Source organism: Stenotrophomonas sp. 82F1, from assembly GCF_056861525.1.
This window is the reverse complement of sequence record NZ_JBSPUD010000003.1, coordinates 308,671-332,307: the sequence shown is the minus strand read 5'-3', so window position 1 is coordinate 332,307 and position 23,637 is coordinate 308,671. Positions and strand designations below refer to the sequence as shown.

Sequence of the window (23,637 nt, the reverse complement as noted above, 5' to 3'; positions counted from 1 at the left end):
AGAGCCGCCGGGCATGACCCGGCGCTACCGTCGGCGCCGCAGGCCGGGTCGGGATTTCGTACACTTCCAGCCCTTGTTTCCCCACAGCCCAGGCCGATGCAACCGAACACCAAGCTGCCCAAGGTCGGTACCACGATCTTCACCGTGATGTCCCAGCTCGCCGCCGAACATGGCGCGGTCAATCTCGGCCAGGGCTTCCCGGATTTCTCTGCGCCGCAGCGCCTGATCGACGAAACCAGCAAGGCGATGGCCGCCGGCCTGAACCAGTACCCGCCGATGACCGGGGTGGCACCGCTGCGCCAGGCCATCGCGCAGAAGTCACTGGACCTGTACGGCGCACAGGTCGATCCGGACACCGAGATCACCGTCACCAGCGGCGCCACCGAGGCGATCTTCAACGCCATCCACGCCGTGGTGCGTGCCGGTGAGGAAGTGATCGTGCTCGACCCGGCCTACGACTGCTACGAACCGGCGATCGAACTGGCCGGTGCCACTGCAGTGCATGTGCCGCTCGACCCGCAGACCTTTGCGGTGGACTGGGACCGCGTGCGTGCGGCGATCACCCCGCGCACCCGCCTGCTGATGGTCAACACCCCGCACAACCCGTCCGGCGCGATGCTGGACGAAGCGGACATGCAGGCCTTGGCCGACGTGCTGCGTGGCACGCAGATCTACCTGATCTCCGATGAGGTGTACGAGCACATCATCTACGACGGCCGCCGTCATGAATCGGCACTCCGCTACCCGGAGCTGCGCGAGCGCACCTTCGTCATCTCCAGTTTCGGCAAGACCTACCACTGCACCGGCTGGAAGATCGGCTACGCGGTGGCGCCGCCGGCGATGACCGCCGAATTCCGCAAGGTGCACCAGTACAACACCTTCACCAGTTTCGGCCCGGCGCAGTACGGTTTTGCCGCGATGATCCGCGACGAACCGCAGCATCACCTGGAACTGGGCGCGTTCTATGAAGCCAAGCGCGACCGCTTCCGCGAGCAGCTGGCTGGCACCCGCCTGAAGGCGCTGCCGGTGCCCGGCGGCTACTTCCAGCTGGTCGATTATTCGGCCATCAGCGACCTGCCGGACCACGAGTTCGTGAAGTGGCTGACCATCGAGAAGGGCGTCACCGCCATCCCGCTGTCGCCGTTCTACGAAACCGCGCCGGCCGGCCAGCGCCTGGTGCGCCTGTGCTTCGCCAAGAACGAGGCCACCCTGGACGCGGCGATCGAACGCCTGCGCCTGCTGTGAGCGGAGAAGACAGCATGCAGGACCTGCGCATTTCCCTCGTCCAGGGCGACACCCGCTGGCACGACCCGGCGGGCAACCGTGAGTACTACGGTGCGCTGCTGGCGCCGCTGGCCGGGACCACCGATCTGGTGATCCTGCCGGAAACCTTCACCAGTGGCTTTTCCAACGAGGCCATCGCCCAGGCCGAAGGCATGGACGGCCCGACCGTGGCCTGGGTGCGCGAACAGGCCAAGGCCGTGAACGCGGCGGTGATCGGCAGCGTGCAGCTGCGCGATGGCGAGGGCGTCTACAACCGCCTGCTGTTCGCCACCCCCGATGGTGACCTGCAGTACTACGACAAGCGCCACCTGTTCCGTTACGGCGGCGAGCACGAGCGCTATGCCGCCGGCCGCGACCGCCTGTGCGTGGAATGGAAGGGCTGGCGGATCAATCCGCAGGTCTGCTACGACCTGCGTTTCCCGGTGTTCTGCCGCAACCGCTACAACGTCGAGCGTGTTGAACAGCTGGACTTCGATCTGCAGATCTTCGTCGCCAACTGGCCGTCGGCGCGCGCCTATGCGTGGAAGACCCTGCTGCGCGCGCGGGCGATCGAGAACCTGTGCTTCGTCGCCGCAGTCAACCGCGTGGGCGTGGATGGCAACCAGCTGCATTACGCCGGCGACAGCGCGGTCATCGACTTCCTCGGCCAGCCGCAGGTGGAGATCCGCGAGCGCGAGCAGGTGGTGACCACCACCATCTCCGCCGAAGCGCTGGCTTCGCACCGTGCACGCTTCCCGGCGATGCTCGATGCCGACGCCTTCCATCTGGATGTGCAGGCCTGATACGGCGGCTGAACGCCTGCCGCCTCACCGCGCGCGCCTGCATCCAACGTGCACGCGCGCGCTGCTAGATTCGCCCACATTCCGACCGATGTGGACGTGTTGCCGATGAATACCAAGCCCTTTGCCCTGCTGCTGGCGCTGGCCGCCGCGTCGCTGGCCCCGACCGCTCAGGCCGGCGGCAACCTCGATTGCCAGCTGCGCTACAACCTGTCGGGCTGGTCGCTGATCTACAAGACCGCCTCGGGCAACGGCACCATCCACTGCACCAACGGCGCCAGCATGCCGGTGCGGATCCAGCTGAAGGGCGGCGGCCTGACCGTCGGCAAGTCGAAGATCACCGATGGCCGTGGCAGCTTCACCGGCGCCAGCAGCGTCGGCGAGCTGCTGGGCACCTACGCCTCGGTCGGTGCACACGCCGGTGCGGTAAAGTCCAGTAACGCGCAGGTGATGACCAAGGGCGATATCTCGCTGGCCCTGTCCGGCACCGGCAAGGGCTGGGACCTGGGCGTGGACGGCGCGGCGTTCACCATCAGCCGGCGTTGATCGGGGATGGCCCGACGCCTTCCCAGCTGATGCGGATGTAATGCTGCTCGGCGTCGCTGGGCAGCCGTTCGACACCGAAGCGGTTGTTCAGCAACTGCTCGACGACACCGTCGACGAGGCGCTCGCTGGCCAGCGCCTTGTTGAAGCCGAACACGATGTAACGGCGTCCGTTTTCCGAGCCCACCTGGATCGATTTGTCGAGATCGCTGTAGTACTGCTCGACCGGTCGAGTCGCTGCGTCGGCGTTTTCGCGTGCCTGTTCCGCGGTGATGGTGATCATGGGCATCTACCTCGTCGGGGGGAGTCCGCACGATAGCCAGCGCTGCCGCGCGGTTTCCGGCAGTGGCGCACAGCGCAGCGCATTTGCAGCAATTCCTAGGCCATCCCGCGTCGCCGCCGCAGCAACCATAGCGCCAGCAATGCGCAGGCGATGATGGATGGCGCCAGCATCTGCAGTGCGCCGACAACGGCCATCGCCGCGCCGATCAGCAGGTAGTAGAGCAGGCCGAACAGGGCGCCGGCACTGCCCAGGCAGTGTGCATAGCCGCGTAGTGCCTGCCCGAGCACATTGGGGATGGCCAGGCCGAATCCCGCTACGACCGGCAGCATCGCCATCACCATGACCGGTTGCTCGCGCAGCAGCGCGGCCAGGACGCCACCGGCCAGTACCAGCGATGCCGCGATTCGGATGCGCGTCAATGCAGGGACGCCGGCACGCAGCAGGCGCCCATTGCCCCAGGCGCCCAACGCCGAGCCCAGCGCCAGCACCGCACCGCTGGCGCCGAACCAGCCGACCGGCCAATGCAGGCGTGCAAACACGAATGGCCCCAGCGCGTACCAGCTGTACATGGCCACGTTGAAGGCCATGACCAGCAACGCCTGCGACCAGATCCAACGGTCGCCCAGCAGTTGCCGCAGCAGCGGCCGCAGCGGTACGGGTGCGATCTGCGCGGGTCGGCTTTCACGCAGCCCGGTCACGCAGCCGAGCATCAGCAATGCCGCGATCAGCAGCAGACCCGCCTGCACGCCGGCGTAGCCATCGGCGGCAACCAGCAACGCGCCCAGGGCCAGCCCGATCGCCGGGCTCAGCGCCAATGCCATCCCGATCCAGGAAAACGCCTGCGCCAGCGCCGGTCCTTGCAGGTGGTCGCGCAGCACGGTCTGGGTCACGACCGAGGTGGCGGCGGCTCCCGACGCGGCCAGCATCTGTGCCGCCAGCACCTGGCCGAACGTGCGTGCGGTCAATCCGCCCAACGCGGCCACAACGAAAACGACCAGGCCACCCAGCAGGGCGGGGCGCCGACCCACGCGGTCGGCCAATCGTCCCCACAGCAGGACGCCCAGCGCGAAGCCCAGCAGGTACAGGCTCATCGCCTGGCTGGCGGCGCTCGCCGGCAGCGCAAAGCGTTGCGCCAGAGCGGCGAGCGCCGGGCTGTACAGGGTCTGCGCCAGCTGCGGAAACATCAGCAGGGCAATGGTGAGCAGCAGCAGGCGAGGCGACATCAGGGCGCTCCGGAAACAGGGGCGCGCATTGTCGTGGCCCCGGCGATGACGCACTCTAGGGATCAGGACAGTAAATGGATGAAATCGGACATGGCGTGGCTGCAGCCCGACGCTCTCTTCGATGCCGATGCCTGGAGCGCACCGGTGATCGGTATCGCTGCAACCCTGGCCGAGCACGACTCGGGATGGCACCAGCACGCACGTTCGCAGCTGCTGTACACCCGCGCCGGTTGCACGCGGCTGACGTTCGGCGATCGCATCAGCCTGCTGCCGCCATCGCGCGCGGCGTGGATTCCCGGTGGCCTGCTGCACCGCGCGCAGATGCGGCAGGCGGTGGACTATCGATCGCTGTACTTCGATGCCGCGTTGTCGGCGCAGTTGCCGCAGCAGCCAGCAATCATTGGTGTCGGTCCGCTGCTGCAGGCGCTGCTGGAGCCGATCGCGCAGGCGCCGTTCGCCCATGACTGGCAAGCGTCGCGAGCGCGGCACCAACTGGCCCTATGCGTGCTGGAGATTGCCGCCGCACCGGCAGAGCCGATGGAGCTGCCATTGCCACGCGATCCGCGCATCGCCCGCTCCTTGCCGGTGGCCGAACAGCTTCCCCCCGAGCTGGGTGAGCTGGCCGCGCGCAGCGGCCTGAGCGAGCGCACGATCAGCCGCCTGATGCAGCGTGATACCGGGATGGGCTACCAAGCGTGGCGCCAGCAATGGCGGCTGATGCGGGCCATGGAATTGCTGCTGCTCGGCCATCGCGTCGCGCATGTGGCGTTGGAGCTGGGGTTCTCGGCGGAGAGTCCTTTCATCGCCTTTTTCCGCAGCATGGCTGCGACCACGCCCGCGGCCTTCCAGCGTGCGGCCAGAGGCAGCCTCGCGGAGTGAGGTGTCCGTTGCTGCGCCTACTGCTGGGCCATCAGCCAGGCCAAGGTGCCGCGATGCGGTTCGGGCACGGTGGAGGATGCGGCATCGAGCAGCATCAGTGATGCCCAGCAGACATCGGCAGCCGGTGCAGTTTCCATCCGCGGCAGTATCGCCAAGGCACGCTCGCGTGTGCTTTCGTCGGCCATCGAGGCGAGCAAGGCCTCGGTCGCCTCGGCAATCTGCTGTTCACTGGCAGGGGTTGCGGGTCGCTGTTCGAGCTCGGCGAGGCTGGCCTCATAGCTCATCTCGAACCAGAAATCGATGTCCTGCGACGGTCGCTTCTCCAGTTCGTCGAACAAGGTCCTGCCCACCTGCGCGATGTCCGACGCCGTGGTTGCGCGGGCGATCATTGCGCATTTCTCCACCGGCATTCCGCGCAGCATTGCGGCCAGCAACTGCGCACGGCGCTCCAGCATGGGGCGGGGCAGGCGGCCGATTCCATCCAGTGCAAGCTGTGCACCAGCGACAGCAGCCTTGTCCTTGCTGCCGGCCTGCTTGATGCGGGTGAGATAGCGCTCATCGACGATCAGCCGACGCAGCATGCGGTCGGCCGGATCATGCAGGGCCGAAGATTTCGGCCAGGGATTCTGCGTGGCGGCGATTTCCTGCTTGAGTCGGTCGGCAGCGCGTTCGCAGCCGCCGACCAGCAGAAGAGCCACCAGCAGGGCGCCCATGCGGGCGCCCAGAGACAACATCCGTGTCATCGATCGTTCCATCCTGGTTGGGTTGGATCAGCCGCCGCGCGGGCCGCTGCGACGCGGGCCACCCGGGCCACGGTTGCCGCCGGGGCCACCCGGGCCGCGGTTGCCACCCGGGCCGCCCGGACCACGGTTGCCACCGGGACCACCCGGACCGCGGTTGCCACCCGGACCACCCGGGCCACGGTTACCGCCCGGACGTGCATTCGCATTGCCGCCCGGACGACCGTTGCCGGCCGGACGCGAGGTGCCGTACGGACTGAAGCCCGGATTGGCGTGGTCGGACGGGAAGCTCGGGGCATTGCCCGGATGGCCGTACGGGTGCTTGTTGCCCTGGCCCTGCGAGCGGTTGCCCGCACCGGCCGGACGACCCTGGCCGCCGGCGCCACCGCGTCCTTCGCCACCGTAGCCGCCGCGACCTTCACCGCCGTAGCCGCCACGACCCTGGCCGCCACCGGCGCCTGCGCCCGGACCCTTCGGCTTGCCGTACGGACGGCCCTGGCCGCCGGCGCCTGCACCCGGACCACGGGCACCCGGGCCACGTGCACCTGGACCGGCATTGCGGTGGCCGCTCGGGCCGGTGCTGACGCCATCCGGCACGTACCAGGTACGGAATGCAGCCGGGTTGCCTTCCGGCAGCGAGCGGTCGTTCTTCGGCGCGCGCTGCTTGAACGGGCGCTGCGACTGCTTGGCTGCGGCTTCACCGCTGACCGTCAGGCCGCCCTTGAAACCACCGCCACCCTTGCCGCCGCGACCGCGGCCGCGATCTTCGCGCACGTTGTCGAAACGACGCAGTTCGCGGCCTTCATCGGCGGTGTTGTGACCGTTGACGTAGGCGTTGCCGCGGCCACCTTCGCGCACGCGCACGGTGGTCTTGGCGGCACGACGCTGGCCGATCACCGGCTGCAGGGTCAGGGCCGACGGCGCGCCTTCTTCCAGCTTCAGTTCGGCGCGCAGCGCTTCGACCTGGCTGCCCGGCAGTTCGACGGACTGGCCGCGGGCCAGTTCGCGCGGCAGGCTGACCTTGCCGTAGCGGGTGCGCTTGAGGCGGCTGACCTGGCAGCCCTGCGATTCCCACAGGCGGCGCACTTCGCGGTTGCGGCCTTCCTTCACCACGACGCGGAACCAGTCGTGCGAATCGGTACCGCCGATGCGTTCGATCTCATCGAACTTGGCCGGGCCATCTTCCAGTGCGACACCACGGGTGAGGCGGTCGACGACGGCGTCAGGCACCTTGTCCTCGCCTTCCGGGGCACGCACGCGCACCACGTACTCGCGCTCGACCTCGAACGAGGGGTGCATCATGGCGTTGGCCAGCTCACCGTCGGTGGTCGCCAGCAGCAGGCCGGTGGTGTTGATGTCCAGGCGGCCGACGGCGATCCAGCGGGCACCCTTCAGTGCCGGCAGGGATTCGAACACGGTCGGGCGACCTTCGGGGTCTTCGCGGGTGGTCACTTCGCCTTCCGGCTTGTTGTAGACCAGCACGCGCGAGGGCTCGGCCAGCGCGGTGGCGACGAAGCCGCGACCGTCGAGCTCGATCTTGTCGCCGCTCTTGACCGACATGCCGGTCTGCGCGACTTCACCGTTGACCTTGACCAGGCCTTCGGCGATGCGCTGTTCCAGCGCACGACGCGAGCCGAGGCCGGCCTGGGCCAGGACCTTGTGCAGGCGTTCTTCCAGCTTGAACTGTTCGGACGTGGCTTCGCGCTTGAGCGAAAGCTTGTTCAACGAGGGCTTGCGGGGGGTGTCACTCATCAGTTTTGCTCCGGCCGACGGTTTCGAGGTCGGCCTCTGGTTCGGAATCGGCTTGGTCAACAGCCACGGTCGTCTTCGCGACGGCGTTGTCTTCGCGTTCGTTCACTGTCACCGCGCGCTCGCCCGGCGCGGAATCGGGGTGCCCATCATCGGAGGGCGAAGGTGCTTGCTCATCGTCGGCCGCCGCAGGCAATGCGTCGGCAGAATCGGGGGTGTCGCCGGCGGTCATGCCGGTGTCGTCATTTGCAGCGGCGTCCGGGTCGGCGCTCACGTCCGGGCCGTCGGCACTGGCGACCGGCGGTGCGTCGCGATCCAGCGCCAGCTGCGGTTCCAGGTCGCCCAGGTCCTTCAGCTCGGAAAGGGGCGGCAGTTCGTCCAGGCGTTTCAGCCCGAAGTAGTCCAGGAAGCCCTTGGTGGTGCCGAACAAGGCCGGCTTGCCGGGTACGTCGCGGTGGCCGACCACGCGGATCCACTCGCGCTCTTCCAGCGCCTGGATGATGTTACTGCTGACCGCCACGCCGCGCACCTGCTCGATCTCGCCACGGGTGATCGGTTGCCGGTAGGCGATCAGTGCCAGCGTTTCCAGGGTGGCGCGGGTATAGCGGGTCTTGCGTTCGGTCCACAGCCGGCTGATCCAGCCATGCACTTCGGCGGTCACCTGGTAGCGGAAGCCGGAGGCCACCTCCACCAGTTCCACGCCACGGTCCTGGCAGCTCTCGCGCAGCCGTTCCAGCGCACGTTCGATGCTGCCCGGCGGTGCCGGCTCATCTTCCGGGAACAGGTCCTTCAGCTGGGCCAGGGTGAGCGGCTGGCTGGAGGCCAGCAGCGCACCTTCGACAATGCGGTTGATCAGCGTTTGATCCATCGGCAGTCAGCGCTCACTCGTTTTCATTGGCGGCGTCGTTGTCGTCGAATTCGCTGCTGAACTGCAGCGGGGCATTGGTGTTGCCGGCGGCCAGGGACTTCACGTAGATCGGCGCCAGCGGTTCTTCCTGCACGAGGTCCAGCAGCTGCTCCTTGGCCAGTTCCAGCACCGCCAGGAACGTGACCAGCACGCCCAGCTTGCCTTCTTCGGCGGTGAACAGGTTTTCAAAACGATAGAACCTGCCGTCTTCAAGCCGTCCCAGCACTTCGCCCATGCGCTGCCGGACACTCAGTGCCTCGCGCTTGATCGCGTGGCCGGTGAACAGCTCGGCGCGCTTGAGCACGTCGTGCAGCGCCATCAGCATTTCCTTCAGGTCCACCGGCGGCGGCAGCTTCACTGCGGCGCGCTCGGGCATGAAGGCATGCGCCACGGTGGTGTCGCGGTCCTGCCGGGGCAGGGCGTCGATATCCTCGGCAGCCTGCTTGAAGCGTTCGTACTCCTGCAGCCGTCGCACCAGCTCCGCACGCGGATCGGCTTCCTCGCCCTCCATGCTGGGGGGGCGGGGCAGCAGCATGCGCGACTTCACTTCCGCCAGGATCGCCGCCATCACCAGGTACTCGGCGGCAAGCTCGAAGCGCAGCTCGCGCATCACGGTGATGTATTCCACGTACTGCCGGGTGATCTCGGCCACGGGGATGTCCAGCACATCCAGGTTCTGCCGGCGGATCAGGTACAGCAGCAGGTCCAGCGGTCCTTCAAAGGCGTCCAGGATGACTTCCAGCGCATCCGGCGGGATGTACAGGTCCTGCGGAATCTGCAGGACCGGTTGCCCATGCACCACGGCCAGCGGCATTTCCTGCTGCTGGGGGGCGGGCGGCCGGGTTGGCGTGTTCGCGTCGAGCGCGAGTTCGGAAGTCATCTAATGGAGATCAGGATTGCAACGGACCAGTCGCGGCAGCTGGCACACCGGGCAACTGCCACGGACCGCCAGGACACCAGGCACGCCTGTCTCGGCGCGGTTCCACACATCAAACAACAGGACGCGCCGCAGGACACGGCAGCGACAGGACTACGGGAGGTCGTCTACGGGGCCCGGTCGTGTGGACCGGTTCGAAGCAGCGGGTCGGTCGTCGGGGGCTGCGTTGGCCGCAAAAACCGACGGGCTGCTGCATCCAGCCACGTGCAATGGTTGCTAGGGTAAGCCTTTGCCGCGCCAGTGTCCAGCCGAGGCCGGGCAGGGGGCGGGATTGGCTAGAATCGCTTCACCAGCAACGCGAGCGAGGAAATGCCGGTGTGGTATGTGATTGAAGGTTATGACGGCCAGGATTTACTGGCCCAGCGGCTGCAGGCGCGGCCCGAGCACCTGGCGCGGTTGACCGCACTGCGCGATGAAGGCCGCCTGCTTCTGGCGGGGCCGTGTCCGGCGATCGACAGCGAAGACCCGGGCCCGGCAGGGTTCAGTGGCTCGGTGGTGATTGCCAGCTTCGACTCGCTGCCGCAGGCCCAGGCCTGGGCCGATGCCGACCCCTACGTCGCCGCAGGCGTCTACGTGCGGGTGCAGGTGCGTCCGTTCCGCAAGGTGCTGCCGTGAACGCGAAACGCATCGAGCAGATTCGTGATGCGCTGCAGCAAGCGCTGGCCCCCAGCGTGCTTGAGATCGAAGACGACAGCCATCGCCATGCAGGCCACGCTGGAGCGCGCGATGGTCGCGGCCATTTCAACGTGCACGTGGTCAGCGAACGCTTCGCGGGAATGGCCCCGCTGGCCCGTCATCGCGCGGTCTACGCGGCGCTGGGCACGCTGATGGAAACCGACATCCACGCGTTGTCCATCCGCGCACATACCCAGTCAGAGCAGGGCTGAAACCCTGTCCCGAGCTGTCCCGGCAGGTCCGTCGAGAGGCCCGCCAAGGACAGATTCCTGTGTCCGTTTAGGGACATTCGCCTAACGGACTGTTTACAAGCGCAGATGGAAACGCTTACATTCCGCGCCATTGCTGGTGGATCCAAGCCGTGGAGGGCGGCTTCGTGAACAAAGCAGCCATAACAATCAAAGACGTCGCCCGTGAAGCCAAGGTCTCTGTGGCCACGGTTTCGCGCGCGCTCAACGGGCATGAAAATGTCGCCGAACCGGTCCGCCAGCTTGTGCTGGAGGTGGCCGCACGGCTGCGTTACACCCCGCACGCCGCTGCCCGCAGCCTGAGCAGCCGCCGCACCAATACGGTGGGCGTGGTGCTTCCAGACCTGTACGGCGAATTCTTCTCCGAACTGATGCGCGGCATCGACAACGTCGCCCGCAGCCGGCGCCAGCACCTGCTGGTGTCGAGCTATCACGGCGACCAGGAGCAGCAGGGCGCAGCCCTGCGCGCCATGCGCGGCCGGGTCGACGGTCTGCTGGTGCTCTCGCCCTATGCGGAGAGCCCGGGGTTCCTGACTGACAACCTGCCGCAGGCATTGCCGACGGTACTCATCAACACCTACCTGCCTGGGCAGGACCATCCGGTGTTGAGCATCGATGACCATGCAGGGGCGATGGCGATGACCCGCCACCTGCTCGACGTCGGTCATCGGCGCATTGCATTCATTTCTGGCCCGGACCTCAACTTCGACGCGCGTGAGCGCCTGCGCGGCTTCCGTGATGCGCTGGCGGCTTTTGGCGGTGGCGCCGAGGGGATCGAGTTGCCCGGTGATTTCGACGAAGCTTCCGGCCATCGCGCCGGTCAGGAGTTGCTGGCAGCCGGCACGCTGCCCGATGCCGTATTCGCCGCCAACGACATGATGGCCCTGGGTTGCCTGTATGCCTTCGCGCAGGCAGGTGTCCATGTGCCCTCCGATGTCGCCCTGGCCGGTTTCGATGACATTCCGCTTGCGCGTTTCGTCCACCCGTCGCTGACCACCATGCAGGTCAGCATCGCCGAGCTGGGCGATCGGGCGATGTCGCGTTTGTTGCAGTTGATGGACGGCACCTCCACGGATGGGACAGGTGACAAACAGACCCTGGTCCCGCGCCTGATTGTTCGCGATTCCACCACTCCGCCATCCGGCCATTGAAGCCAGAGGCGTTCCTTCTTTTTTGATTGATCGCAGGTGCCGCGCAAGCGGTCACCGCCACCCGGAGATTGAGTTGATGATGCATTCCACGATCCGCACGCCGGCGCGCCGGCTGCTGAGCACCGCCCTGGTCAGCTGCCTGATGCTGGCCGCCGCCCCGAACGTCATGGCGCAGTCTGCCAACGCCAGCCTGCGTGGCCAGGTGTCCGGCGCGCAGGCCGGTGCCGAAGTCACCGCCACCAACATCGCCACCGGTACCGTGCGTCGCGGCACCGTGCGCGCCGACGGCAGCTATTCGCTGATGGGCCTGGACCCGGGCACCTATGACGTGGTGGCCAACGGCCAGACCCAGAAGGTCACCGTCACCGTCGCCTCGACCTCGACGCTCAACTTCGCTGGCGCCGCCGCCGGTGGCACCGGTACGACCGCCGCCACCAACCTGGACACCGTCAACGTCGTCGCGCCGACCCTGCTGCAGGAAGTGCGCACCTCCGAAGTCGGCAAGACCGTCAGCCTGCAGCAGATCCAGACCACCCCGCAGGTGTCGCGCAACTTCCTGGAGTTCGCCGACGCGGTGCCGGGCCTGATCTTCACCCGTGATGCCAAGGGCAACACCTCGCTGCGCGGCGGTGCCACCAATTCCGACGGTACCAACGTCTACATCGACGGCGTGGGCCAGAAGAGCTACGTCAAGGGCGGCGGCGTGGCCGGCCAGTCCGGCAGCGCCGGCAACCCGTTCCCGCAGCTGGCCATCGGCGAATACAAGGTCATCAGCGGCAACTACAAGGCCGAGTACGGTCAGGTGTCGAGCGCCGCAGTGACCGCTGCCACCAAGTCCGGTACCAATGAATTCAAGGGTGAGGCGTTCTACCGCTACACCGATGAGGACATGCGCGCCAAGACCCCGGCCGAGCGCCAGGGCGGCAAGGACAAGATGGTCTCGGCCGAGAAGGAATACGGTTTCGCCCTGGGCGGCCCGATCATCCAGGACAAGGCCCACTTCTTCGTGACCTATGAAGCCAAGCGCTTCGACCTGCCGGTCACCATCGCGCCGGACGGCGCGGTCACCGGTGCTGCCGGCCTGCTGCCGCCGGCAGGCGCCGCCGGCCTGGGCCCGGCCAGCCAGCCGTTCCAGCAGGATCTGATCTTCGGCAAGATCGACTTCGAGCCGACCGACAACGATCGCATCGAGCTGACCTTCCAGGACCGCGATGAAACCCAGTCGCAGTTCAGTGGCCAGACCTCGCCGGAAGCCGGCCGTGAAGTGGTCAACACCGACCGTCGTTACGCCCTGCGCTGGAACCACAGCGGCGAGCGCTACTACAACGAAATGATGGTCACCCATGAAGATTCGTTCAACAACCCGACCCCGCTGACCCTGGCCAACGGCATCACCTACACCGCACCGGATGGCACCGAAGACCGCACCGTGGTGAAGATCGGTGGCGCATCGGCACTGGATTCGCAGGTGAAGGGCCAGAAGGGCTGGTCGATCGAAGACAACCTGACCCTGGACGGCATCCAGTGGGCGGGCGACCACACCATCAAGATGGGCGTGAAGTACAAGGCGATCGACCTGTACGCCTCCGACGCGGCGCAGATCAACCCGACCTTCACCTACAGCCTGGGCGATCCGGACTTCCCCGATTCCATTCCGTACAAGGCGCAGTTCGTCAAGCCGGTGACCGGCGTGGATGGCGTGTCCGGTGAAGTGCGTTCGAAGTCCAAGCAGTACGGCGTGTTCATCCAGGACGACTGGCAGGTCAACGACCACCTGCAGCTGAACATCGGCCTGCGCTGGGACTACGAAAAGACCCCGTCCTACCTGGACTTCGTCACCCCGCAGGCCGTGGTCGACGCGATCTATTCGCAGGATCCGCGCGGCCCCGCCGGCCAGACCTACGCCGATTCGCTGGCGCTGGGCGGCCTGGACATCAGCGACTACATCAGCAACGGCCACAACCGCAAGGCATTCAAGGATGCCTGGCAGCCGCGCCTGGGCTTCTCGTATGACATCAACGCCGACGAGCAGCACGTGATCCACGGTGGTGCCGGCCGTTCCTACGACCGTGACCTGTTCGACAACCTGCAGCTGGAAACCACCAAGCTGGCCCTGCCGCAGCCGACGATCTACTTCCGCAACCCGGCCACCGGCACCTGCATCAACGGCCAGGCCGCCTGCTATGACTGGAACCCGAACCTGCTCAACGGCATCGGCAACCTGCAGAGCCTGGTCGGTGCGACCAGCAATGCTGGCCTGGAAGTGGATCTGCTGAACAACAAGCTGAAGGCTCCGTACTCGGATCAGTTCAGCCTGGGCATGAGCAACCAGATCGGTGACTGGCTGACCGACGCCACCATCGCTCGTACCCTGAGCTACGACGGCTTCGCCTTCACCCTGGGCAACCGTTACCCGACCGGCCAGTTCTTCGATGACCCGCGCCTGTGCGGTGGCACCGAGCCGGGCCTGAGCCAGGCATGGAGCTGCAACGTGCCGGGCTTCGGCAGCCTGATCATCGGCCAGCAGGGCATCAAGACCCGTGCGACCCAGATCCTGCTGTCGGCGCAGAAGCCGTTCACCCAGGAAAGCGGCTGGGGTACCTCGATCGCCTACACCTGGACGACCGCGCGCCACAACCGCGACATCAACGAGAAGTACGCCTTCGACCGCGGCCTGATCGAGGATTACCCGACCATCCGTTCCAACGGCGCGCCGCGTCACCGCTTGGTGGTCACCGGTTCGTACGCGGGCTTCTGGGGCATCACCTTCGGTGGCAAGATCACCCTGGCCACCCCGACCGCCGTCAATGACTGGTACCCGGTGCCGCAGGCAAGTGGCTACAACTTGCCGACTCCGCAGGCGGCCGTGCCCAACGCCAATGGCAAGTTCCTGCTGGGCGGCAAGATCTTCGGCTACCGTTCGGTCGACCTGCAGGCGACGAAGACGTTCAAGCTGGCGGGCGATACGGAGCTGTACGCGCGTATCGACATCATCAACGTGTTCAACTTCGACAACTTCTCCACCTACAACTACGTCAAGAGCAACGGCAAGCTGCAGGCCAGCTACAACGAGACCGGCGACATCATCGGTACGCCGCGTCAGGTCAAGGCCGAAGTGGGCTTCCGCTTCTGATTGCGGGAAGTTGATGCAGTACGGAGCCCTCGGTTCGCTGATGGCTCCGGTTTCAACGGCAATGGCCGGCCTCCGGGCCGGTCCATTGTCCAGGCCATTGCCAGACAGGGGACAATGGCGTGGGCAATGACCGCGGTGTCATCGACCACGTTTCCGTGGTTTTTTAAGACCGCACTTTGTAAACGATTTCAGGTCATTGGACGTTATGCTCTTTCATCGATCAGCCCACCGGAGGAACCGCGCCATGCAGGCACGCCACCTGATGACCGCCGCTGCGATGACCCTGGCCATCGCCGCCTGCAAACCGGCCCAGCAGGAGCCTGCCAAGCCGCGTCCGCCGGTGATCCTGATCGAGGCGGACGCACCGCCTCGGCCGATGAAGCCTGAGCTGCCGCCGCTGTTCGATGACCTCGAGCGCCGCACCTTCCAGTTCTTCTGGGATACCACCAACGAGATCAACGGCCTCACCCCGGACCGCTATCCGTCGCGGCCGTTTGCCAGCATCGCCTCGGTCGGCTTCGCCCTGACCGCCTATCCGATCGGCATCGAGAACGGCTGGATCAGCCGCAACCAGGCGATCGACCGCACCCTGACCACCCTGAAGTTCTTCCGTGATGTGCCGATGGGCCCGCAGCGCACCGGCAAGGCCGGCTACAAGGGCTTCTACTACCACTTCCTGGACATGCAGGAAGGGCGCCGCTACGACAGCTGGGTGGAACTGTCCTCGGTGGACACCGCGCTGCTGATGATGGGCGTGCTGTTCGCCCAGTCGTACTACGACGGCGACGATCCGCGCGAGAAGGAAATCCGGCAGATCGCCGACACCCTGTACAAGCAGGTCGACTGGCCGTGGCTGCAGCAGCGTGCGCCGCTGATCTCGATGGGCTGGTTCCCCGAGAACGGCTTCATCGACCATGACTGGATGGGCTACAACGAGGCGATGATGGTCTACATCCTCGCCCTGGGTTCGCCCAGCCATCCGGTCAGCCCGGATGCGTGGACGGTGTGGACGCGCACCTACGACAACGACTGGGGCGTCTACCAGGGCCAGGAATACCTGTCCTTCGGCCCGCTGTTCGGCCACCAGTACAGCCACGTCTGGATCGATTTCCGCGACATCCAGGATGCCTACATGCGCGAGCGTGGCAGCACCTACTTCCTCAACAGCCGTTCGGCCGCGCTGGCCCAGCGTGAGTACGCCATCGCCAATCCGATGAACTGGAAGGAGTACGGCGAGAACGTGTGGGGCCTGACCGCCAGTGACGGTCCGCAGAACACCACCCAGGAATACCGCGGCGAGCAGCGCCAGTTCCGCCATTACTCATCACGCGGCGCAGGCCTGCGCGAGAATTTCGATGACGGCACGATCGCGCCAACCGCGGCGATCTCCTCGGTCGTGTTCGCGCCTGAGGAAGTGATCCCGGCCACGCTGGAGATGCACAAGCGCTACGGCGACTACATCTACTCCAGCTATGGCTTCCTGGATTCGTTCAATCCCAGTTTCAACTACGACATCCCGATCAAGACCGGGCGCGTGGTGCCTGATCGCGGCTGGGTCGCCAGCGATTACATCGCCATCGACCAGGGCCCGATCCTGACCATGATCGCCAACTACCGCAACGACTTCGTCTGGGATGTGATGAAGAAGAACCCGTACATCCGCAAGGGCCTGGAACGGGCGGGCTTCAGTGGTGGCTGGCTGGCGCCGGAAGGTTCCTTCCAGCCGCTGGAGCTGCAGAAGGATGAGAAGGCCGCAGCAGCACGTGCGGTCGGTATCGCTGAATCACGTGCGGCCGCCGCGCAGGAACAGAAAAACAATGCCAACCGCAACACCGGCCAGGGGAAGTAACAAGGTGCACGACTGGAAACACCGCCTGCGACGCTGGGCATTGCCTGCACTGGCCGCGCTGGTCATCGCCGGCTGTGCCCGCCAGGAGCAGGGCACCACCACCGTGCGCTTCTGGGCGATGGGGCGCGAGGCCGAAGTGGTCAGCGAGCTGATCCACGAATTCGAAGCGGAGAACCCCGGCATCAAGGTCGATGTGCAGAACATCCCGTGGACGGCCGCGCACGAAAAGCTGCTGACCGCGTTCGCTGCCGATGGCCTGCCCGACGTGTGCCAGCTCGGCAACACCTGGGTGCCCGAATTCGCCGAACTCAACGCGCTGACGCCGCTGCAGCCGTTCGTGCGGCGCTCGACCGTGGTCGATCCGAAGGACTATTTCCAGGGCATCTGGGATACCAACGTGATCCACGACGAGCTGGTCGGCGTGCCGTGGTACGTCGATACCCGCCTGATCTACTACCGCAAGGACCTGTTGGCCAAGGCCGGCTTCGACCACCCGCCGCGCACCTGGGCGGAATGGAACGAGCAGATGGCCGCGATCAAGCGCATGCAGGGCCCGAACCGCTATGCGGTGCTGATGCCGATCAACGAGTTCGAGCAGCAGCTGTCGCTGGCGCTGCAGCAGCCGGACCCGCTGCTGCGTGATGACGACACCCGTGGCAATTTCTCCAGCCCTGGCTTCCGTCGCACGCTCGGTTTCTACGCCAACATGTTCGAGCAGGGCTGGGCGCCGAAGATGTCCGAGACGCAGATCTCCAACGTCTGGGATGAATTCTTCCGCGGCTTCAACGTGTTCTACATCTCCGGCCCCTGGAACATCCGCGAGTTCAAGAAGCTGCAGCCGAAGGAACTGGAAGGAAAGTGGGGCACCGCCGCATTGCCTGGCCCTGAGGGTCCGGGCGCGGGCATCGCCGGTGGCACCAGCCTGGTGATCTTCCGCAAGTCGCAGCAGAAGGAAGCCTCCTGGAAGCTGATCGAGTTCCTGTCGCGGCCGGCAATCCAGGCGCGCTTCCACGCGATCATCGGCGACCTGCCGCCGCGCCGCAGCACGTGGAACGCGCCGTCGCTGGCCAACGATCCGCTTGCCGCCGCGTTCCGCGATCAGCTGGAGCGGGTCAAGCCGACCCCGAAGGTGCTCGAATGGGAGCGTATCGTGCAGGAAATGCGCATCGTCACCGAACAGGTGGTGCGCGGTGGCCTGCCGCAGGACAAGGCCGTGGCCGAACTGGATCAGCGCGTGGACAAGGTGCTGGCCAAGCGTCGCTGGATGCATGAACAACAACGCCTGCAGCGCAGCGCACCCCCCTCGGGTTCGACCAGTGCAGTCGCGGCCGGGAGCCCGCAATGAAACGTTCTTCCCTTGCTGGCTGGATCTTCGCCGGCCCCTCGCTGATCGTGCTTGGTGTGTTCTTCGGCCTGCCGGTGGCCTCGGCGCTGGCGCTGAGCGTGACCGACTTCGACCTGTACGCGCTGGCCGACAGCAGCAACCTGCGCTTCGTGGGCCTCGGCAACTACATCGACCTGCTGCAGACGCCGATGTTCTGGAAGTCGCTGTGGAACACCACGTATTTCGTGGTGATCGGCGTGCCGCTGTCGATCGGTGTGTCGCTGGGCGCGGCGATGCTGCTCAATGCCCCGGCGGCGCGCTTCAAGGCGCTGTTCCGCACCGCGCTGTTCGCGCCGGTGGTGACCACGCTGGTGGCAGTGGCGGTGATCTGGCGCTACCTGTTCCACACCAGCTACGGCCTGGTGAATTACGGCCTCGGCCACCTGGGCGTCAGTCCGATCGACTGGCTGGGCGATCCCAACTGGGCGATGCCGACCATCATGCTGTTCGCGGTCTGGAAGAACTTCGGCTACAACATGGTGATCTTCCTGGCCGGCCTGCAGGCGATCCCGCATGACCTGTACGAGGCCGCGCGCATCGACGGCGCCTCGCGCTGGAAGCAGTTCCTGCACATCACCCTGCCGATGCTCGGCCCGGTACTGCTGGTGGTCGGGGTGATCACCGTGTCCGGTTACTTCCAGCTGTTTGCAGAACCTTACGTGATGACCCGCGGCGATCCACTGCAGAGCACCGTCAGCGTGCTGTATTTCATGTTCGAGGAAGGCTTCAAGTGGTGGAACCTGGGACGCGCCTCGGCTGTGGCGTTCCTGCTGTTCCTGATCATCCTGGCGGTGACCACCGTGATGCTGCGCTTTGGCCGCAAGAGGCAGTTGGTATGAGTCGTGAAATCGGCCAGTCACGCTGGCACCCGTGGATGATCAACGGCGCGCTGCTGGTGCTGGCCCTGGTCAGCCTGGCACCGTTGCTGTGGATGCTGTCGGTCTCCTTCATGCCGCAGGGCGAGGCCACGCATTTCCCGCCGCCGCTGCTGCCGTCCAGCATCACCACGCACAACTACACGGAGCTGTTCGCGCGTACCGGCATGGGCGGCAACTTCGCCAACAGCCTGCTGGTGTCGCTGGCGATCACCCTCGGTTCGCTGCTGCTCAACACGATGGCCGGCTACGCCTTCGCCAAGCTCAACTTCGCCGGCCGTGAGCGCCTGTTCCAGGTGCTGATGGCGGCGCTGGTGATCCCGGCGCAGGTGGCGATGCTGCCGCTGTTCCTGCTGATGAAGCAGCTGGGCCTGGTCAACAGCTTCGGCGGCGTGATCGTGCCGGCGCTGGCCAGCGTGTTCGGCATCTTCCTGGTGCGCCAGTACGCCCGCTCGATTCCCGATGAGCTGCTGGAAGCCGCACGCATCGACGGGGCAGGGGAGCTGCGGATCTTCTTCCAGATCGTGCTGCCGATGTTGAAGCCGGTGCTGGTGACGCTGGCGATCTTCACCTTCATGGGCGCCTGGAACGATTTCATGTGGCCGCTGATCGTGTTGACCGACCAGGAGCACTACACTTTGCCGGTGGCGCTGGCCACCCTCTCGCGCGAACACATCATGGACGTGGAAATGATGATGGCCGGCGCGGTGGTCACCGTGGTCCCGGTGCTGGCGCTGTTCCTGGTGCTGCAGCGGTACTACATCCAAGGATTGTTGCTGGGGAGCGTGAAGGGATGAAGCGTGCGATCGCCGTTGGACTGGGCCTGTTGTGGTCTTCCCTGGCGATCGCCGCACCACCGGCGCTGCCCGCGCCGAAGGTGCTGGATGATTTCGACGACATCGGCGCATGGAAGCTGGTGTTGTCCGACCAGGTCAGCGGCTCGCTGCGGCCGGTCAGTGGCGCCGGCGGTGGCCGCGCGCTGTGCCTGGATTACGACTTCCATGAGGTCTCCGGCTACGTCGGCATCCGTCGCCCGCTGAACATCGAGTACCCGGCCAACTACCGTTTCGGTTTCCAGCTGCGCGGTGATTCGCCGGCCAACGACCTGCAGTTCAAGCTGATCGACGCCAGCGGCGACAACGTGTGGTGGGTCAACCGCCCCGGCTACGCTTTCCCGAAGGCGTGGACGCCGGTGGAGTACCGCCGGCGGCAGATCGACAAGGCCTGGGGGCCATCGCCAGAGAAGGACATGGCGCGCAGCGCGTCGATGGAATTCACGATCTACAGCAAGGTCGGCGGGCGTGGCACGGTGTGCTTCGACAAGCTGACCCTGCAGGGCCTGCCCGCGCAGGATGATTCGGCGCTGCGGCCCTCGGTGATCGCCGATACCGCAACCGCGCTGCAGGACCGGATGATCGACGGCAAGTCCGATACTTTCTGGATCAGTGGCGGGGTCAAGCAGCAGACCATCAGCCTGGACCTGCACAAGAGCCGCGAGATCGGCGGTGCGGTGATCGACTGGCTGCCGGACCTGGAAGCGAACCGCTATACCGTGCGTACCTCCGAGGACGGTCGTGACTGGCGTACCGTGCGCGAAGTGACCGCCGGTGCCGGAGGCCGCGACTGGCTGGCACTGCCCGACACCGATGCGCGCTACGTCCGTTTCGATCTGCAGGGCGGACCGAACTGGCGCTACGGCATCCGTGACATCACCCTGAAGCCGCTGGCGTTCGCCGCGACCCCCAATGCCTTCCTGTCCTCGGTGGCGGCCGACCTGCCGCGTGGCACATTGCCGCGCGCCTACGTCGGCGAGCAGCCGTACTGGACCCTGTTGGGCCTGGACGGTGGCCAGGAACAGGCGTTGATCAGTGAGGACGGCGCACTGGAGCCGGCCAAGGGCAGCTTCAGCATCGAGCCGTTCATCCGCCTCGACGGCAAGCTGCTGGATTGGGCCGACGTTGCCATCACCCAGTCGCTGCAGGATCGCTACCTGCCGATCGCCACGGTCGACTGGGTGCATGAGAAGGCCGGCCTGTCGGTGACCAGCTTCGTGCAGGGCACGCCCGAACGCGCGCAGCTGATCGGGCGCTACCGCTTGAGCAACCCGGACAAGGTCGCGCACGAATACACCCTGGCACTGGCGATCCGCCCGTGGCAGGTCAATCCGCCCACCCAGTTCCTCAACACGGTGGGCGGCTTCAGCCGCATCGACAGCTTGGACGTGGGCGAGCAGCTGGTGCGCATCAATGGCGAACCGCGGCTGTATCCCCTGCAGGTGCCGGATGCGCGCTTTGCCAGCAGTTTCGACGGCAAGCTGGATGCGATGCACCTGGCCAGCGGCAAGCTGCCCGCCACCACCGCCGTGAAGGATCCGACCGGCATGGCGTCCGGCGCGCTGCTGTACACGATCAAGCTCGAACCCGGGCAGAGCCGCGAGGTGGCGATCGTGCTGCCGCAGACCGGCAGCTGGGCGCCGCAGGCGCTGGACGTGGCCAAGGCACAGCAGCAGGTTGCGGCAATGTGGCGCGACAAGCTGGGTGCTGTGACCCTGCAGGTGCCGGCTGCCGGCCAACCGCTGGTGGAAACCCTGCGCACCGCGGTGGCGCACATGCTGATCTCGCGGGTCGGCCCGCGCCTGCAGCCGGGTACGCGCTCGTACGCGCGCAGCTGGATCCGCGATGGCGCGATGATCTCCGAAGGCCTGCTGCGGATGGGCCGCAGCGATGCCGTGCGCGACTACGTGACCTGGTATGCGCCCTATCAGTTTGAGAATGGCAAGGTGCCGTGCTGCGTCGATGCGCGTGGCAGCGATCCGGTGCCGGAGAACGACAGCCACGGCGAGTTGATCTACAACATCGCCGAATACGGCCGTTACACCGGCGACAGCGCCTTCCTCGAGCAGATGTGGCCACATGTGCTGGGCGCCTACAGCTACATGGAACAACTGCGCGGCAGCGAGCGCACCGAGGAGAACCGTGCGCGCAATCCTGCCTTCTACGGGATGATGCCGGCCTCGATCAGCCACGAGGGCTATTCGGCCAAGCCGATGCATTCGTACTGGGACAACTTCTGGGCGCTGCGTGGCTACAAGGATGCCGCGCAGCTGGCGGCGCAGCTGGGCAAGGTCGAGGCGATGCAGATCAGCGAATCGCGCGATCAGTTCCGTGATGACCTGCAGGCCTCGCTGCTGGCGGCCATGCAGCAGCATCGCATCGACTACCTGCCGGGTTCGGCCGAGCTGGGTGACTTCGACGCCACCTCCACCACGATCGCGTTGGCACCGGGCGGCGAGCAGGGGCGGTTGCCGCAGGAGGCGCTGGACGCAACCTTCCAGCGCTACTGGAACGAATTCGTCGCGCGCCGCGATGGCAAGCGCGAATGGAAGGACTACACGCCGTACGAATGGCGCAACGTCGCCGCGTTCGTGCGCCTGGGCTGGCGTGATCGTGCCTGGCAGGCCACCGAGTTCTTCTTCAAGGATCGCGCGCCGCAGGCCTGGAACCAGTGGGCCGAGGTGGTCTCGCGTACGCCGCGCAAGCCGTTCTTCGTGGGTGATCTGCCGCATGCCTGGGTGGCATCGGACTTCGTCCGTTCGGCGCTGGACATGTTTGCCTACAACCGCGATGCGGATGAGGCGCTGGTGCTCGCTGCCGGTATCCCGGTGGCATGGCTGCAGGGCGAGGGCATCGCCGTGCAGGGCCTGCGCACGCCGCAGGGGCAGCTCAACTATCGCCTGCAGCGCAGCGACAAGCAGCTGGTGCTGGAAGTGCAGCCGGGCCTGGTGCCACCGGCCGGCGGCGTGGTGCTGCCATGGCCGTATGCAGGCGAACCCGGCCAGGCGACGGTCAATGGCGAGACGGTGGAATGGATCAACAACGAACTGCACGTGCACCAGTTGCCGGCACGGGTCGAGATCGATGTGCCGAGCGCGGTGCGCCGCGCCGAACGCAAGGAAAAGTAAGCATGCGAGGTCCGCTCGGAATCGGTCGCGGTTTCTGCGCGCTGGGGCTGGCGATCGCGCTGGCCTTGCCCGGATTGGCGGCAGCCGCCGTGCCGGCCAGCACCGCCGATGCGGCCACAGCGGTCGGCGAGCCCGGAATGAGCATGGTGACGTTCAACCTGCACCACGACCGCGAGGACTGGCCCAGCCGTCGCCGCACGATCGTGGCTGAGCTCAAGCGCCTGCAGCCCGATGCCATCGCGCTGCAGGAAGTGATCCAGAAGCGCAACGTGCGAAACCAGGCGCAGTGGCTGGCCAGCCAGCTCGGTTACCGCTACGTATTCGTGTCCACCGATCCGGTGGGAGCGCCCAAGCGCTACGGCAATGCGCTGCTGACCCGGCGCCCGATCCTGGCCCGTGGCGAGCACCTGCTGCTGCCGCTGGATGACTACCGCACCGTGGCCCATCTGCGCATCGACGTGGACGGCCAGCCGGTCAATGTCTATGCCACCCATCTCAACGAGCGCAGTGACGACGCCGGCCAGCGCATCCGCCGCAGCCAGGTCGAGGACCTGCTGCGTTTCATCGCCGGCAGCGCTGCGGGTGCGCCGGTGGTGATTGCCGGCGACTTCAATGCACTGGTCGATGCCGGCGATCTGAGCGAGCTGCGCAGCCACTACGGCGACAGCTACGGCAGCGTGCACGTCAACACCGACCTGGCCGGTGTCAGTACGCTCAACCGACACTACTACCAGGCACCGTCGCGCATCGACCACATCTTCTTCCAGCAGGACCAGATGGTCGCGCGCGAAGCAAAGATCCTGTTCGACCAGCCGGATGACGGCGGCCGTTGGGCCTCGGATCACTACGGGGTGTGGACCCGGCTGCAGTTCGCGCCAGCACACTGACGCACGCCTCGGTAAAGGCCAACCTTGGTTGGCACAGGCGTTCCCGCATGCATGAAACCCATGGCGCCAACCAAGGTTGGCCTCTACCAGGGCGTGCCCTCTTGATGGCAGGGGACGGTGGCCGCCAGACACAAAAAACGGCGGGGATCA

General features: G+C 66.2%; 20 protein-coding genes. 14 read left to right on the top strand and 6 right to left on the bottom strand.

The features are described 5' to 3' along the window. Window positions 1–96 precede the first annotated feature (96 nt). The 3 genes from AC13GI_RS05895 to AC13GI_RS05885 all read left to right on the top strand — a co-directional run bounded on the left by AC13GI_RS05895 (window position 97) and on the right by AC13GI_RS05885 (window position 2,609). Window positions 97–1,245 (top strand): pyridoxal phosphate-dependent aminotransferase, encoded by a 1,149-nt coding sequence (locus AC13GI_RS05895; protein WP_482995782.1) that lies wholly within the window; start codon window positions 97–99, stop codon window positions 1,243–1,245. A 14-nt stretch (window positions 1,246–1,259) separates the two neighbouring features. Continuing rightward, window positions 1,260–2,066 (top strand): amidohydrolase, encoded by an 807-nt coding sequence (locus tag AC13GI_RS05890; RefSeq protein ID WP_482995781.1) that lies wholly within the window; start codon window positions 1,260–1,262, stop codon window positions 2,064–2,066. Window positions 2,067–2,171: 105 nt separating this feature from the next. Continuing rightward, a complete protein-coding gene (locus AC13GI_RS05885; RefSeq protein ID WP_089236197.1) occupies window positions 2,172–2,609 on the top strand; it encodes a hypothetical protein in 438 nt (145 codons plus the stop codon). Here the strand turns inward: AC13GI_RS05885 and AC13GI_RS05880 are convergent. Next, window positions 2,596–2,889: a hypothetical protein gene (locus tag AC13GI_RS05880; RefSeq protein ID WP_482995780.1), complete on the bottom strand. Its 294-nt coding sequence runs from the start codon at window positions 2,887–2,889 to the stop codon at window positions 2,596–2,598. The two genes, AC13GI_RS05885 and AC13GI_RS05880, sit on opposite strands and share 14 nt — an antisense overlap. A gap of 95 nt (window positions 2,890–2,984) precedes the next feature. Further along, window positions 2,985–4,112: an MFS transporter gene (locus AC13GI_RS05875; RefSeq protein WP_482995779.1), complete on the bottom strand. Its 1,128-nt coding sequence runs from the start codon at window positions 4,110–4,112 to the stop codon at window positions 2,985–2,987. A 78-nt stretch (window positions 4,113–4,190) separates the two neighbouring features. Between AC13GI_RS05875 and AC13GI_RS05870 the strand changes: the two genes are divergently transcribed. After that, complete coding sequence (locus AC13GI_RS05870) at window positions 4,191–4,991, top strand: AraC family transcriptional regulator (RefSeq protein WP_482995778.1); 801 nt, start codon at window positions 4,191–4,193, stop codon at window positions 4,989–4,991. 17 nt (window positions 4,992–5,008) lie between these two features. On the opposite strand, the gene AC13GI_RS05865 is transcribed toward AC13GI_RS05870, so the two are convergent. From AC13GI_RS05865 to AC13GI_RS05850, 4 genes are read right to left on the bottom strand one after another with little or no spacing between them, the layout of a single operon-like run. Beyond that, entirely contained in the window at window positions 5,009–5,734 is a 726-nt protein-coding gene (locus tag AC13GI_RS05865) for a hypothetical protein (RefSeq protein WP_133119639.1), read from the bottom strand. Between the two features lie 27 nt (window positions 5,735–5,761). Beyond that, the gene (locus tag AC13GI_RS05860; RefSeq protein ID WP_482995777.1) at window positions 5,762–7,483 is read right to left on the bottom strand and encodes a pseudouridine synthase; all 1,722 of its coding nucleotides are present in this window, start codon (window positions 7,481–7,483) and stop codon (window positions 5,762–5,764) included. Further along, the gene (scpB, locus tag AC13GI_RS05855; protein ID WP_482995776.1) at window positions 7,476–8,348 is read right to left on the bottom strand and encodes an SMC-Scp complex subunit ScpB; all 873 of its coding nucleotides are present in this window, start codon (window positions 8,346–8,348) and stop codon (window positions 7,476–7,478) included. The genes AC13GI_RS05860 and scpB overlap by 8 nt, the downstream gene beginning before the upstream one ends. Window positions 8,349–8,361: 13 nt before the next feature. Next, window positions 8,362–9,267 carry a segregation and condensation protein A gene (locus tag AC13GI_RS05850; RefSeq protein ID WP_482995775.1) on the bottom strand — a complete coding sequence of 302 codons (906 nt, stop codon included), beginning with the start codon at window positions 9,265–9,267 and terminating at the stop codon, window positions 8,362–8,364. Window positions 9,268–9,639: 372 nt separating this feature from the next. Here AC13GI_RS05850 and AC13GI_RS05845 point away from each other — a divergent pair, with 372 nt between their 5' ends. The 10 genes from AC13GI_RS05845 (at window position 9,640) to AC13GI_RS05800 (ending at window position 23,487) form a co-directional block, all read left to right on the top strand. Then, window positions 9,640–9,939 carry a YciI family protein gene (locus AC13GI_RS05845; protein WP_482995811.1) on the top strand — a complete coding sequence of 100 codons (300 nt, stop codon included), beginning with the start codon at window positions 9,640–9,642 and terminating at the stop codon, window positions 9,937–9,939. After that, complete coding sequence (locus AC13GI_RS05840; protein ID WP_482995774.1) at window positions 9,936–10,211, top strand: BolA family protein; 276 nt, start codon at window positions 9,936–9,938, stop codon at window positions 10,209–10,211. Before AC13GI_RS05845 ends, AC13GI_RS05840 begins: the two co-directional genes overlap by 4 nt. 164 nt (window positions 10,212–10,375) lie before the next feature. After that, complete coding sequence (locus AC13GI_RS05835) at window positions 10,376–11,398, top strand: LacI family DNA-binding transcriptional regulator (RefSeq protein ID WP_099821232.1); 1,023 nt, start codon at window positions 10,376–10,378, stop codon at window positions 11,396–11,398. A gap of 76 nt (window positions 11,399–11,474) precedes the next feature. Further along, entirely contained in the window at window positions 11,475–14,531 is a 3,057-nt protein-coding gene (locus AC13GI_RS05830) for a TonB-dependent receptor (protein ID WP_482995773.1), read from the top strand. A gap of 244 nt (window positions 14,532–14,775) precedes the next feature. After that, entirely contained in the window at window positions 14,776–16,380 is a 1,605-nt protein-coding gene (locus AC13GI_RS05825) for a glucoamylase family protein (protein WP_482995772.1), read from the top strand. A 25-nt stretch (window positions 16,381–16,405) separates the two neighbouring features. Then, window positions 16,406–17,725, top strand: coding sequence for a sugar ABC transporter substrate-binding protein (locus AC13GI_RS05820; RefSeq protein WP_482995810.1), 1,320 nt, complete (start codon window positions 16,406–16,408; stop codon window positions 17,723–17,725). Further along, entirely contained in the window at window positions 17,722–18,603 is an 882-nt protein-coding gene (locus AC13GI_RS05815) for a carbohydrate ABC transporter permease (protein WP_099821168.1), read from the top strand. Before AC13GI_RS05820 ends, AC13GI_RS05815 begins: the two co-directional genes overlap by 4 nt. Continuing rightward, complete coding sequence (locus AC13GI_RS05810; protein WP_099821167.1) at window positions 18,600–19,436, top strand: carbohydrate ABC transporter permease; 837 nt, start codon at window positions 18,600–18,602, stop codon at window positions 19,434–19,436. The genes AC13GI_RS05815 and AC13GI_RS05810 overlap by 4 nt, the downstream gene beginning before the upstream one ends. Continuing rightward, the gene (locus tag AC13GI_RS05805; protein ID WP_482995771.1) at window positions 19,433–22,600 is read left to right on the top strand and encodes a discoidin domain-containing protein; all 3,168 of its coding nucleotides are present in this window, start codon (window positions 19,433–19,435) and stop codon (window positions 22,598–22,600) included. Before AC13GI_RS05810 ends, AC13GI_RS05805 begins: the two co-directional genes overlap by 4 nt. 2 nt (window positions 22,601–22,602) lie before the next feature. Beyond that, complete coding sequence (locus tag AC13GI_RS05800) at window positions 22,603–23,487, top strand: endonuclease/exonuclease/phosphatase family protein (RefSeq protein ID WP_380656323.1); 885 nt, start codon at window positions 22,603–22,605, stop codon at window positions 23,485–23,487. Window positions 23,488–23,637: the final 150 nt, after the last annotated feature.